Origin of the sequence: Tsukamurella sputi (assembly GCF_007858445.1) — a bacterium.
Classification (GTDB): Bacteria; Actinomycetota; Actinomycetes; order Mycobacteriales; family Mycobacteriaceae; genus Tsukamurella; species Tsukamurella sputi.
Genome location: NZ_VIGV01000011.1, coordinates 62,527 through 75,695 on the forward strand (window position 1 = coordinate 62,527; position 13,169 = coordinate 75,695).

Consider the following 13,169-nt stretch of genomic DNA (forward strand, 5'->3'; position numbering starts at 1 on the left):
TCACTCGGAACTGTTGCCTGGGTCACATTCCCGATGCTAGCGTAGTGAGCAGTATCACCGCTAGTGAGCATTTGCTCACGATGGATGGAGCATCGAGTGACGTCACCGCAGCGCACCTCCGGGGAACCCGGTCACGATCTGCGCCTATTGGTGCGTGCGGCCACGATGTACCACCTGGAGGGACTGACGCAGGCGCAGATCGCCGAGCGTCTCGGCGTCTCCCGCCCCACCGCGGGACGCCTGGTGGCCCGTGCCCGCGCACAGGGACTCGTCACGGTGACCGTCTCGGCACCCGCGCATCTCGCGGATTCGATCCACCCCGGTCTCGAACGCGACCTGGAGGCCGCGTTCGGGCTCACCGAGGCACTGATCATCGCGGAGGACGCCGACGGGACGCCCTCGGGGGACGCCGCGCTCGGGCGCGCCGGCGCCTCCGTGCTCACCCGTCGCCTGCAGTCCACGGACACGTTCGGCTTCACCTGGGGCCCCGAACAGGTCGCGGTCGCGGACGCGCTCGGTGGCGGCGCGACCTGCGCCCGGGTCGTGCAGATGGACGGCTCGATGACCTCCGTCGAGTACCACACCGGCGTCGATCACGCCCTCGGCCGCTTCTCCGAACGGCTCGGCGCGCGGCCCGTGCGCCTCGTCGCGCCGCTGTTCGCGGACCCGGAGACGGTCCGTGCGCTCGAGCGCGATTCGATCGTCTCCCAGGCGCTCGAGGCGGCCCGCTCCGCCGAGGTGATGCTCTTCGGCGTCGGCTCCGTGTCGACCTCCACGACCCTCTTCGAGGGCGCGTACATCGACACCGAGGTCCTGGGCGAGCTCCGCGACCTCGGTGCCGTCGGCGAGATCGGTGGTCGCTTCTACGGACTCGACGGGACGCCGGTCGCCTCGTCACTCGTCGATCGCACGGTCTCGGTACCGCTCGAGGACATCCGGCACTGCCCCACAGCGATTCTCACCTCCGGCGGCGAACACCGCCGGGAATCGATCCTGGGCGCCCTGCGGGGCGGCTTCGCGACCGCGTTGGTCACGGACCGCCCCACTGCGCAGTGGCTGCTCGCCGAACAGAAGGGATGACCGTGATCCGCAGATCCGCTCGACGCCGCGCCGCGGCCGCAGGCGGCCTCGCCGCCGTGACGGCACTGCTGGCAGGCTGCTCCGGCGCGGGTGTCTTCACCGACGGGGGCGACTCCGCCGTCACCGTCGCCATGGTGTCGAACTCGCAGATGACCGATGCGGTGGGCCTGGCCCCCGAGTTCGAACGTGCCAATCCCGGCGTCAAGCTCAAGTTCATCACGCTCTCCGAGAACGAGGCCCGCGCCAAGATCACCGCGTCGGTCTCCACCGGTGGCGGCGAGTTCGACGTCGTGATGATCAGCAACTACGAGACGCGGATGTGGGCGCAGAACGGCTGGCTCACCGACCTCTCCGCCCTGATGGAACGCGATCCGTCCTACGACCCGGGCGACTTCATCCCCACTCTGCGCGAGGCCCTCTCGTACGACGGACGGATGTATTCCGTGCCCTTCTACGGCGAGTCCTCGTTCCTCATGTACAACAAGCAGATGTTCGCGAAGGCGGGCATCAGCCTGCCCGCCGAGCCGACGTGGCCCGAGGTCGCGGCCGCGGCCCGCACGCTGCACTCGCGCGACGTGGCGGGCATCTGCCTGCGCGGCAAGCCCGGCTGGGGCGAGGTGCTGGCGCCGCTGAACACGGTCATCAACGCCTTCGGCGGCCGCTGGTTCGACGAGCAGTGGAAGCCGCAGTTCGACTCCCCGCAGATGCGGGACGCGGTGCAGTTCTACGTGGACACCGTGCGCGACTACGGCGAGGCGGGCGCCGCGTCCACCGGCTTCCAGGAATGCGGGAATCTGCTGGCGCAGGGGCAGGCCGCCATGTGGTACGACTCCACGGCGGCGGTCTCCTCCCTCGAGAGCCCCGAGACCTCGAAGATCGCCGGACAGGTCGGGTACCTCCCCGCGCCGCGGATGGCGAAATCCGGCAACGGTTGGCTCTACACCTGGTCACTGGGCATCCCCGCGAAGAGCAGCCGCGCCTCCGACGCGTGGAAGTTCGTCTCCTGGATGACGAGCAAGCGGTACATCGCCGGCGTCGCCGACAAGCTGGGGCCGAGCCGGGTGCCACCCGGCAGCCGCCTGTCGACCTACGAGCTCCCCGCCTACAAGGAGCTGTCGTCGACCTTCGCGAAGCAGACGCTCGATTCGATGCTCGCCGCCGACCAGTCGCGTCCGACGCTGGAGCCCGTGCCCTACAACGGCATCCAGTTCCTCGCGATCCCCGAGTTCCAGGACCTCGGAACCCGGGTGAGTCAGCAGATCAGTGCCGCCATCGCCGGGCAGATCTCCGTCGCCGACGCGCTGGCCCAGTCCCAGAAGTACGCCGAGGTCGTCGGGAAGAGCTATCGCGACAGCCACGACCGGACGGGAGCAGCACGATGACCACGACCAGCACGCCGACTGCAGCGCCACCGGCGACACCCCTGCGCTCCAAGCGCGATCGGATCACCCGCGCCGAGGCGTGGCGGCGGCGTGGCCCCCTGCTGCCGGCGCTGGTCTTCATGGTGATCGTCACGCAGATCCCCTTCCTGGTCACGCTCTACTACTCCACCCAGTCGTGGAATCTGGTGCGTCCCGGCTCGCGGAAGTTCAACTGGCTCAACAATTACGTCGAGGTCTTCCGCGACACCCAGTTCTGGACGGTGACGCTCAACACGGTGCTGCTCATCGTGGGCACCGTCGTCCTGTCGGTGATCCTGGGACTGATCCTGGCCCTGCTGCTGGACCGGAAGTTCCTGGGGCGCGGCGTGGTCCGCACGCTGCTCATCACCCCCTTCCTCGTGACTCCGGTGGCCGCCGCTCTGCTGTGGAAGACGAGCCTGCTCTCCCCCACGAACGGCCTCGTCGCCTGGGCCCTGAGCCCGCTCGGCGTTCACGTCGACTGGCTCTCCGAGTACCCGCTCGCGTCCGTGGTCGCCGAACTCGTCTGGCAGTGGACGCCGTTCATGATGCTGTTGATCCTCGCGGGCCTGCAGTCCATGCCCCGCGACGTCCAGGAGGCGGCACGAGTCGACGGTGCGACCAGCGTGCGCCTGTTCCGGGAGCTGACGCTGCCGCACCTGCGACGGTTCATCGAACTGGGTGCCGTCCTCGGGGCGATCTACCTGGTCAACACTTTCGACGCGGTGTACATGATGACCTCGGGCGGGCCGGGCGTCGCCAGCTCCAACCTGCCCTTCTACATCTATCAGCGCGCCTTCCTCGGCTTCGACATCGGTCAGGCCGCCGCGATGGGCGTCGTCACCGTGGTCGGCACGATCGTCGTCTCGACGCTCGCGATCCGCCTGATCTTCAAGAGTTTCGGCGCAGGAGAGGAAGCAGCCTGATGTCCACGTCCCTCGTACCCCGCAAGCGGCGGGATCCCCAGGGCGGCGCACTGACCGCACTGACCTGGATCATCGCCATCGGCTTCTTCTTCCCCGTGCTGTGGATGGTGCTGACGGCGTTCAAGCAGGAGAGCGACGCGGCGACGCGGCCACCCACTGTCTTCTTCGTACCGACGCTGGACCAGTTCACGGCAGTATTCGATTCGGGCATCGGCGTGCCGCTGCTCAATTCGGTCTTCGCCACGGTCGTCTCGACGACGCTCGTCCTGGTGCTGGGCGTCCCCGCGGCGTTCGCCCTCTCTCTGCGACCCGTGCGGAAGACGCAGGACGCGCTGTTCTTCTTCATCAGCACCAAGATGCTGCCGATCGTGGCGGCGATCATCCCGCTGTACGTCATCGTCGGACGGATCGGCATGCTCGACAACATCTGGACGCTGGTCGTGCTCTACACCGCGATGAACCTGCCGATCGCCGTGTGGATGATGCGCTCGTTCTTCCTCGAGGTACCGGGCGAACTGCTCGAGGCGGCGGGGATGGACGGCGCCGGCCTGTGGACGTCGGTGCGCGAGGTGATCCTCCCGATCATCTCGCCCGGTATCGCCGCCACCGCGCTGATCTGCGTGATCTTCTCGTGGAACGAGTTCTTCTTCGCGGTGAACCTCACCGCGGTCAACGCCCAGACCATGCCGGTGGCGCTCACCGGCTTCATGTCCGGGCAGGGCCTGTTCTGGGCCAAGCTCTCCGCCGCCTCCGTGCTGGCCGCCCTCCCCGTGGTCATCTGCGGGTGGATCGCCCAGAACAAGCTGGTCCGCGGCCTGTCCTTCGGCGCCATCAAGTAGCCGCCCCCACATCCGAATCTAGGAGCGAGACATGGCTTCCATCACCTACGACCAGGCGTGCTGCGTCTACCCCGGCGCCGACACCCTCGCCGTCGACTCCCTCGACCTGGACATCGCCGACGGCGAGTTCGTCGTCCTGGTCGGACCGTCCGGCTCCGGCAAGTCCACTGCGCTGCGCATGCTCGCCGGCCTCGAGGAGATCGATTCCGGCGCGATCTCCATCGGCGGCCGCAGCATGGTGGGCGTCGCCCCCAAGGACCGCGACATCGCGATGGTCTTCCAGAACTACGCGCTGTACCCGAACAAGACCGTCGGCGAGAACATGGGCTTCGCCTTGAAGATGCGGGGCGTCCCGCTCGACGAGCGCAAGCGGAAGGTCGCCGAGGCGGCGAAGCTGCTCGACCTCACCGACTACCTCGACCGCAAGCCCGCCCGCCTGTCGGGAGGGCAGCGGCAGCGCGTCGCGATGGGCCGCGCGATCGTCCGTGAACCGCAGGTCTTCTGCATGGACGAGCCGCTGTCGAATCTCGACGCGAAGCTCCGGGTGCAGACCCGCACGCAGATCGCCGCGCTCCAGCGGCGGCTGGGCACCACCACCGTCTACGTCACCCACGACCAGGTGGAGGCCATGACGATGGGCGACCGGGTGGCGGTGCTGAAATTCGGCGTGCTGCAGCAGTTCGCGACACCGGCGGAGCTCTACGACCGGCCGCGCAACGCCTTCGTCGCCGGGTTCATCGGCTCGCCGGCGATGAACCTGTTCACGGCGCCCGTGCGCGACGGCGCGATCGCCGTGGCCGGCGGCACCGTCGACCTGGACGCGGAGGCACAGGCCGCCGTCCGCGCCTCGGGGCTGGACCGCGTCACCGTCGGCATCCGGCCGGAGAGCCTCGGGCTCGCCGGGCCCGACGCGGGCGTCGGGGGCACCGTCGCCATCACCGAGGACCTGGGGAGCGACACCTTCGTCTACGCGCGCGTGGACGATCCGGACGTGACGACCGTCGACGGCACCCCCGTCACGCTCGTCGCGCGCTGCCCGCGACGCACCGCGGCGCGGATCGGCGACGGGGTGCGCCTGGCACAGGTCGAGCCGGCGGTCCACCTGTTCCATCCCGAGACGGGTGACCGGCTCAACTAGGGCCGCAGAACGGGGAACGCCCCGCATCCTTGAGGATGCGGGGCGTTCCCGTGCGAGCAGTGAAGCGGATCAGGCGTTGCCCGACAGCTTCTCGCGGAGAGCAGCGAGCTGCGCATCGCTGGCCAGCGAACCGCCGGTGCTCTGCGGGGCCTCGTTGCCGCCCCGGTCGTTCGAGGACGACTCGCTCGAGTAGTTCGCGCCACCCGCGGCCGGGCCACCGGCAGCGGCCTCGGCGGCCTCGTCGGCCGCGAACTTCTCCATCTGCGCGGTGTGCATCTTGTGGCGGCGCTCCGCCTCGGCGTAGCGACCCTCCCACTCCTCGCGCTGCTTCTCGAAGCCCTCGAGCCACTCGTTGGTCTCGGGATCGAAGCCCTCGGGGAAGATGTACTCGCCGTTCTCGTCGTAGCTGTCGGCCATGCCGTACTTCGACGGGTCGAACTCCTCGGTGTAGTCCTCGTTGGCCTGCTTGAGGCTCAGCGAGATGCGACGACGCTCGAGGTCGATGTCGATGACACGCACCATGGCGTCGTCGCCGACGGAGACGACCTGGTCCGGGACCTCGACGTGGCGCTCGGCCAGCTCCGAGATGTGGACGAGGCCCTCGATGCCCTCCTCGACGCGGACGAACGCGCCGAACGGGACGAGCTTGGTGACCTTGCCGGGCACGATCTGGCCGATGGCGTGGGTCCGGGCGAACTGACGCCACGGATCCTCCTGGGTCGCCTTGAGCGACAGCGAGACGCGCTCGCGGTCCAGGTCGACGTCGAGGACCTCGACGGTGACCTCGTCGCCCACGGTGACCACCTCGGACGGGTGATCGATGTGCTTCCAGGACAGCTCCGAGACGTGCACGAGGCCGTCGACGCCGCCCAGGTCCACGAAGGCACCGAAGTTGACGATCGAGGACACGACGCCCTTGCGGACCTGACCCTTCTGCAGCTGGTGCAGGAACTCGCTGCGGACCTCGGACTGGGTCTGCTCGAGCCACGCACGGCGCGACAGGACCACGTTGTTGCGGTTCTTGTCGAGCTCGATGATCTTCGCCTCGATCTCCTTGCCGATGTACGGCTGGAGGTCGCGCACACGACGCATCTCGACCAGCGAGGCCGGGAGGAAGCCGCGGAGGCCGATGTCCAGGATGAGACCACCCTTGACCACCTCGATGACGGTGCCCTTGACGGCCTCGTCCTTCTCCTTGAGCTCCTCGATCGTGCCCCAGGCGCGCTCGTACTGCGCGCGCTTCTTGGACAGGATCAGGCGGCCTTCCTTGTCCTCCTTGGTGAGGACGAGGGCCTCGACGGCATCGCCGACGTTGACGACCTCGGACGGGTCGACGTCGTGCTTGATGCTCAGCTCGCGGGAGGGGATGACGCCCTCGGTCTTGTAACCGATGTCGAGCAGGACCTCGTCACGGTCGACCTTGACGATGGTGCCCTCGACGATGTCGCCATCGTTGAAGTACTTGATCGTGGCGTCGATCGCGGCGAGGAAATCCTCCGCGGTGCCGATGTCGTTGACGGCGACCTGCGGGGACGTAACGGTGGTGGTGGGCATTGGGTAAGTTGCTCCGGACAGGGTGCTAGTAGTTTGGTCGAAATCGCGCACGCATGGGCACACGCGTGGTCCAGGCTACTCCACCGCGTGCAACCTGGGCAAACCGCCCTGGAGATGATGAGGCGCTCCGTGACCTACCGCCCGAAACCGGACATGAGCCGCGACAGCGCCGGCTCGGAGGCCGCGAACCGCTCCTGGTGGGACGCCGACGCGGACGCCTATCACGCGGAGCACGCCGCCTTCCTCGGCGTCGACACCGCCGACGGCGACTTCGTCTGGTGCCCCGAGGGCGTGCGCGAGGCCGAGACAGGCCTGCTCGGCACCGTCGGGCCCGGCACGGTGGCGGTGGAGATCGGCTGCGGGAGCGCCCCGTGTGCGCGCTGGCTCGCCGCGCAGGGCGCGTCGGTGATCGGCCTCGACATCTCCGCGGGCATGCTCCGGCACGGACTGCCCCATGTCCGCGGCGGCAACCCGGTCCTGGTCCAGGCCGGCGCCGAGAGCCTGCCGGTCGCCGACGGGGCCGTCGACATCGTCTGCTCCGCCTTCGGCGGCATCCCCTTCGTGGCCGATTCCGCGCAGGTCATGGCGGAGGCCTTCCGGGTACTGCGCCCCGGCGGCCGGTTCGTCTTCTCGGTCAATCACCCGATGCGCTGGATGTTCCTCGACGATCCGGGGCCCGACGGGCTCGTCGCGACGCTGTCCTACTTCGACCGCTCGCCGTACGTGGAGACCGACGACGAGGGCGTGCCCACCTACGTCGAGCACCACCGGACGATGGGCGACCGGATCCGCGAGATCGTGGGCGCCGGGCTGCGGGTGGTGGACGTGATCGAGCCGGAATGGCCGGAGGGATTCACCGAGGAGTGGGGGCAGTGGAGCCCGCTGCGCGGCGCGATCTTCCCCGGGACCGCGATCTTCTGCTGCGAAAAGCCCCGTTAGGTCCCTTCTGCGCCGGATGCCCGATCTCCAGGTGATTCACAGCGAACGGACGGCCGGCGTTCACCGGCGTGGTGTCTCCTCGCTGAGGGCGGTCCGAGTGCGACCGCCCGTTCCGAGGAGAGACGCATGAACCGAATCACCCGTACCCGGCTGGCCGCCGCGACCGCTGCGGCCGCCGCACTGTCCGGCGCGGCCCTGCTGTCCCCGGGCGCCGCGAACGCCGCCCCGGTCTCGCCCAGCGCCCCCGTCCCCGGCACGCAGTGCAACGTCGGTCAGGTCGAGCGCGCCACCGCGAAGGTCGCCCCGGAGTTCTGGCGGCACGTGAGTGGCAATGCGAAGGCCAAGGATCGCTTCGAGCAGATGCTCGTCAAGACGCCGGAGCAGCGCACGGCCGCCCGCGAGGCGGCGAAGAAGGAGCGCGAGGCTCGGCGCGCGGAGTGGCAGAAGACGCACCCGGGACAGTCCAAGCCGGCCCACCCGAAGGCTCGCGACGGCAAGACCAAGCCGACGAAGGCGCAGGTGGAGCAGAAGATCGCGACGATCAAGAGCACCTGCAGCAGTAGCTGATACCCGGGTTTCGATCGGACGGCGCAGGGTTGTTCATACCCGGCGCCGTCCTTTCGTCGTTCACGCCGAACCGGTAGTCTCGCTGAGCAATCGTCCACCGCCCGATAGGGAGAGTCATGAACCGGATCCGCATCTCCGCCGCTGTGGCCGCCCTCGCGGGCGTGCTCGCGCTGGCGCCCGCCGTCGCGTCGGCCGCGCCCAACGACAAGGTCCCGGGGACCAAGTGCACCGTGGCCCAGGTCGAGCGCGCCACCCAGGTCATCGCCCCCGAGGCGATCGCCGTCATGGACGCCACCCCCGGTGGCCGCGCTCAGGCCACCGAGCTCCTCACCGCGAAGCCCGAGGACCGGCAGAAGATCATCGACCGGCTGACCAAGGACAACCCGGCAGCCGCTGCGTACTACAAGGCGAACCGCACCGACATCGATGCGAAGATCGCCAAGGTCATCGCGACCTGCGACAAGTACTGACCTCGACCGCCATCGAAAGGCACCCCCGCATGACCTTCCGCCGCTCCGCCGCCACCGCCGCCGTCCTCGGCGCGATCGCCCTGGCCTGCGCACCGTCCGCCACCGCCGATCCGACGCCCAAGCCCGCGCCCAAGCCGAACGCCGCGTCGGCGCGCGCGGTGCCCGGCACCTCGTGCACGGTGGGCCAGCTGCGCGTGGCGATCGATCGCTCCTCGCCCGGGCTGTCGAAGCGGCTCGAGGACGCCGCGGGCGGACCGCAGCAGTTCGCGGACATCGCCGCATCGGACGGCCTGACCCGGCAGCTCCGTGTCGCCTCGCTCGCGTTCCAGAGCACCGGCAACATCGCCAGCCTCGCCGGTGAGCAGGCGAACGTGCAGCGTGCGGTGGGCGACGCCTACCGCACCTGCAGCACGGCGAAGGCCAAGTAGCTCGTCACAGGCCGTCGAGCGCGTCCCGCAGGGTCGCCTCGACGGCCGCGATCGCCTTGCCGGACGCCCGCTCGGGCGACTTCTTGGCGACGCGACGGTCGAGATCGGGCATCAGCAGCGCCGGCGCGACGTCGAGCGCTGCGGCGAGCCGGTAGACCGTCGACAGGTGCGGATCCGAGACACCGTCGTTCGAGCTCACGTTGCGCTCGATGTTGGAGATCTGATTGCGGTGCAGACCCGCCAGCTCGGCGAGTCGCTCCTGCGACAGCCCCCGCGACCTCCGCAGGACGACCAGGCGGTGGGCCAACGAATCCCCGTAGGTACCCCACTCGATCTTCCGTGCCTTCATCGGCTTCACGGTGTCCGGTGAGCCTGCGATTGTCTGCCCCATAGGTTATGCAATATCAAAGACTCGGGGAAATGTCCAGCTACGGGCGCTGAAGACGTGCGAGTTCTGGGATGACACAGACGGCCTGTTCGAGGTTGCCGACGGTGCTCGACGCCCCCGCTCGCTCCAGCGCGACCGCATCGAACTCGCCCGTCGTGACGCCGATGAAGGGGCACCCCGCGGCTCTGGCCGCGGCCGCGTCCTCCACGTGATCGCCCAGGTAGGCGCGCACGTTCTCGAATCGCCGGAGCGCCTCCCCCTTGCGCTCACCGAAGTGACCGCCCACGACGGCGGCGACGTCGAGTCCCGCCTCGGCGACGGCCCGTTCCGCGGCGGCCTGCTGCTTGGCCGACACCACGACCGCCGTCCCGCCGGCCGCGCGGATCGCGGCGAGGAGTTCTGGCGCACCGTCGAGCACCGGAACCGGCGTCGTGACGTCCGTGTCGTAATGGACGCGGTAGCGCCGCAGGAACTCCGCCGCATCGATCCCGGACACCAGTTCGCGCGCCACATCGTCGATCGGAACGCCCATGTGCGGCAGCAGCGCCGCATCGCTCACGGAGTGCCCGAGATCGGTGAACGCCCGCTGCGCCGCTGTGAGGATCCGCTGCCGCGAGTCGATCAGCGTGAGATCCAGGTCGAAGCCGATGGTGAACACGGATTCCGAGGCTACGCCGTCGCCGGTCGCATGGACATGCGGCGCCAGAGGACCGGCGTCTAGTGTGCGGCGTCGTCCCAGCTGCGTCCGTAGCCGACGGACACCTCGAGCGGCACAGAGAGCTCCGCCGCACTGCCCATCGTGTCACGGACCAGCGCCTCCAGCTGCTCCCGCTCCCCCGCGGCCACCTCGAGCACGAGCTCGTCGTGCACCTGCAGCAGCATGCGGGATTTCAGGCCCGCCTCGCGGATCTGCTCGTCCAGGCGGATCATCGCGACCTTGATGATGTCGGCGGCGCTGCCCTGGATGGGCGCGTTGAGCGCCATCCGCTCGGCCGCCTCGCGGCGCATCCGGTTCGTGGACGTGAGATCCGGGAGGTACCGGCGACGGCCGTAGATCGTCTCGGTGAACTCGTTGCGGCCCGCCTCGACGACGACGTCCTGCAGGTAGTCGCGCACTCCGCCGAAGCGGGAGAAGTACGCCTCCATCTGCTCCTTCGCCTCGTCCCGCGAGATTTTCAGCTGTGCGGCGAGACCGAATGCGGACAGCCCGTACGCGAGCCCGTAGGACATCGCCTTCACCCGGCGGCGCATGTCGGGCGTCACCTCGTCGATGGGCACGCCGAAGGCGCGCGACCCGACGAAATTGTGCAGGTCCTCACCGGTGTTGAAGGCCTCGATGAGCCCGGCGTCGCCCGACAGGTGCGCCATGATGCGCATCTCGATCTGGCTGTAGTCGGCCGTCATCAGCGTCTCGTAGCCCTCGCCGGCGACGAAGGCGTTGCGGATCTGTCGGCCCGCCTCCGTGCGGACGGGGATGTTCTGCAGATTCGGATCCGTCGACGAGAGGCGGCCGGTGGCCGCCACCGTCTGGTTGAACGTGGAGTGGATGCGCCCGTCGGACGCGACCGTCTTGAGCAGTCCCTCGACGGTGACCTTGAGCCGCGTCGCGTCGCGGTGCTCCAGCAGGTATTGCAGGAAGGGATGCGGCTCCTTCTCGTACAGCGCCTCGAGCGCCGCGGCGTCCGTGGTGTAGCCGGTCTTGGTCTTCTTCGTCTTCGGCAGGCCCAGCTTCTCGAACAGGATCACCTGCAGCTGCTTCGGCGACCCGAGGTTGATCTGCTCGCCGATCTCCTCGAAGGCCGCGGCCTCGGCGGCGCGGATCCGCTCGCTGAACTCGGCGTGCAGCGACTCGAGGTGCGCGGTGTCCACCGCGATGCCCGTGGCCTCCATGACGTCCAGCACGCGCAGCAGCGGTAGCTCCATCTCCGCCAGCAGCGGACGGGACTCGATGTTGTCGAGCTCCCCGTCGAGTGCCTCGGCGAGGTCGACAACGGCGCGCGCCCGCAGGATCGCCTGCTGCGCCCTCTCCCCCGCCGAATCGTCCGGGTCATCGAGGAGTGAGAGCTGGGAATCGTCACCCGCGGCCTCCACACGCAGCTCACGATGCAGATAGCGCACCGAGAGATCGTCGAGGTTGAAGCTGCGCTGGCCGGGCCGTACGAGGTATGCCGCGATGGCGGTATCCGAGGTGAGGCCTCCGAGCCGCCAACCGCGACTGGACAGGGCGTGCATCGCCCACTTGGCCTCGTGCACAGCTTTGGGCTGCGCGTCGTCGGCGAGCCAGGCGCCGAGGGCGGACTCGTCGTGCGGCGTCAGCGTGGACAGCTCGAAGTACCCGCCCTCACCGTCGGGAGCGGCGATGACCACGGCCTCCGCGTCGCCGTCGAAGACCACCTCCGGCCCGATGACGCCCAGGCCGGACCGGGCGCCGGAGGCCCCGTGCTCGGCCAGCCACTCCGCGACGGTGCCGGGCGCGACGATGCCGCCGGAGATCTCGAAGCCCTCCTCGGCCTCCGGCTCCGACGACGACAGCTCGGTGAAGATGCGCTCGCGCAGGACGCGGAACTCGAGGTCGTCGAAGAGCTGGTGGATGGCCTCGCGGTTCCACGGCTGCAGTGCCAGGTCCTGCGGGGCGTAGGGCAGCGCCATGTCGCGGACCATCTCGGTGATCTGGCGGTTGAGCTGCACCGTCGCGAGGTTCTCGCGCAGCGAGTCGCCCACCTTGCCCTTCACCTTGTCGACGTTCTCGACGAGGCCCTCGAGGCTGCCGTACTCGCGGATCCACTTGGACGCGGTCTTCTCCCCCACACCGGGGATGCCGGGCAGGTTGTCCGACGGATCGCCGCGCAGCGCCGCGTAGTCCGGGTACTGCGACGGGGTGAGGCCGTACTTCGCCTCCACCTCCTCCGGCGTGAACCGGGTGAGGTCCGAGACGCCCTTGCGCGGGTACAGCACGGTCACGTCGTCGTTGACGAGCTGCAGCGCGTCCCGGTCACCGGTGACGATGAGGACCTTGAAGCCCTCTGCCTGGGCGCGGGTGGTCATCGTGGCGATGATGTCGTCCGCCTCGTACCCCTCCTGCGCCATCGTGGGGATGCCCATCGCGGCGAGCACGTCCTTCACCACGTCCACCTGGCCGCGGAAATCGTCCGGTGCGGAGCTGCGCTGCGCCTTGTACTCCGGGTACATCTCCGCGCGGAAGGTCTGGCGGGAGACGTCGAAGGCCGCCGCCACGTAACCCGGCGCCTCGTCGCCCAGCAGCTTGATCAGCATGGACGTGAAGCCGTACACCGCGTTGGTGGGCTGCCCCGATTTGGTGCGGAAGCGGCCACCGTCGAGCGGGAGCGCGAAGAAGGCGCGGAACGCCATCGAGTGCCCGTCGATGAGCAGCATCGTGGGCTTCTCACCCGCCCCCGAAGGCGATCCGGAGGCGGGCGCGA

The 13,169-nt window shown here is 69.1% G+C and carries 13 protein-coding genes; 9 read left to right on the forward strand and 4 right to left on the reverse strand.

The features are described from left to right. The first annotated feature begins 96 nt into the window (after positions 1–96). From FK268_RS20770 to FK268_RS20790, 5 genes are read left to right on the forward strand one after another with little or no spacing between them, the layout of a single operon-like run. Complete coding sequence (locus tag FK268_RS20770) at positions 97–1,080, forward strand: sugar-binding transcriptional regulator (protein ID WP_231707193.1); 984 nt, start codon at positions 97–99, stop codon at positions 1,078–1,080. Then, a complete protein-coding gene (locus FK268_RS20775) occupies positions 1,077–2,462 on the forward strand; it encodes an ABC transporter substrate-binding protein (RefSeq protein WP_146437365.1) in 1,386 nt (461 codons plus the stop codon). The genes FK268_RS20770 and FK268_RS20775 overlap by 4 nt, the downstream gene beginning before the upstream one ends. Further along, entirely contained in the window at positions 2,459–3,406 is a 948-nt protein-coding gene (locus FK268_RS20780) for a carbohydrate ABC transporter permease (protein ID WP_146437366.1), read from the forward strand. Before FK268_RS20775 ends, FK268_RS20780 begins: the two co-directional genes overlap by 4 nt. Continuing rightward, positions 3,406–4,245 carry a carbohydrate ABC transporter permease gene (locus FK268_RS20785; RefSeq protein WP_146437367.1) on the forward strand — a complete coding sequence of 280 codons (840 nt, stop codon included), beginning with the start codon at positions 3,406–3,408 and terminating at the stop codon, positions 4,243–4,245. The genes FK268_RS20780 and FK268_RS20785 overlap by 1 nt, the downstream gene beginning before the upstream one ends. A gap of 31 nt (positions 4,246–4,276) precedes the next feature. Next, on the forward strand, positions 4,277–5,383 hold the full coding sequence (locus FK268_RS20790) for an ABC transporter ATP-binding protein (RefSeq protein WP_146437368.1): 1,107 nt from the start codon (positions 4,277–4,279) through the stop codon (positions 5,381–5,383). Positions 5,384–5,452: 69 nt separating this feature from the next. On the opposite strand, the gene rpsA is transcribed toward FK268_RS20790, so the two are convergent. Continuing rightward, positions 5,453–6,937: a 30S ribosomal protein S1 gene (rpsA, locus tag FK268_RS20795; protein WP_068568982.1), complete on the reverse strand. Its 1,485-nt coding sequence runs from the start codon at positions 6,935–6,937 to the stop codon at positions 5,453–5,455. A 117-nt stretch (positions 6,938–7,054) separates the two neighbouring features. On the opposite strand from rpsA, the gene FK268_RS20800 reads away from it, so the two are divergent. The 4 genes from FK268_RS20800 (at position 7,055) to FK268_RS20815 (ending at position 9,341) form a co-directional block, all read left to right on the forward strand. After that, positions 7,055–7,876: a class I SAM-dependent methyltransferase gene (locus FK268_RS20800; RefSeq protein ID WP_146437414.1), complete on the forward strand. Its 822-nt coding sequence runs from the start codon at positions 7,055–7,057 to the stop codon at positions 7,874–7,876. Positions 7,877–8,002: 126 nt separating this feature from the next. Next, positions 8,003–8,443 (forward strand): hypothetical protein, encoded by a 441-nt coding sequence (locus FK268_RS20805; RefSeq protein ID WP_146437369.1) that lies wholly within the window; start codon positions 8,003–8,005, stop codon positions 8,441–8,443. Between the two features lie 116 nt (positions 8,444–8,559). Continuing rightward, positions 8,560–8,913: a hemophore-related protein gene (locus tag FK268_RS20810; RefSeq protein WP_146437370.1), complete on the forward strand. Its 354-nt coding sequence runs from the start codon at positions 8,560–8,562 to the stop codon at positions 8,911–8,913. 29 nt (positions 8,914–8,942) lie between these two features. After that, positions 8,943–9,341: a hemophore-related protein gene (locus FK268_RS20815; protein WP_146437371.1), complete on the forward strand. Its 399-nt coding sequence runs from the start codon at positions 8,943–8,945 to the stop codon at positions 9,339–9,341. Between the two features lie 4 nt (positions 9,342–9,345). Here the strand turns inward: FK268_RS20815 and FK268_RS20820 are convergent, their stop codons facing one another. From FK268_RS20820 to polA, 3 genes are all read right to left on the reverse strand, one after another. Then, positions 9,346–9,690 (reverse strand): helix-turn-helix domain-containing protein, encoded by a 345-nt coding sequence (locus FK268_RS20820; protein ID WP_146437372.1) that lies wholly within the window; start codon positions 9,688–9,690, stop codon positions 9,346–9,348. A 79-nt stretch (positions 9,691–9,769) separates the two neighbouring features. After that, on the reverse strand, positions 9,770–10,387 hold the full coding sequence (locus FK268_RS20825; RefSeq protein WP_158636180.1) for an HAD family hydrolase: 618 nt from the start codon (positions 10,385–10,387) through the stop codon (positions 9,770–9,772). A 59-nt stretch (positions 10,388–10,446) separates the two neighbouring features. After that, the gene (gene polA / locus FK268_RS20830) at positions 10,447–13,122 is read right to left on the reverse strand and encodes a DNA polymerase I (RefSeq protein WP_438696009.1); all 2,676 of its coding nucleotides are present in this window, start codon (positions 13,120–13,122) and stop codon (positions 10,447–10,449) included. Positions 13,123–13,169 lie beyond the last annotated feature (47 nt).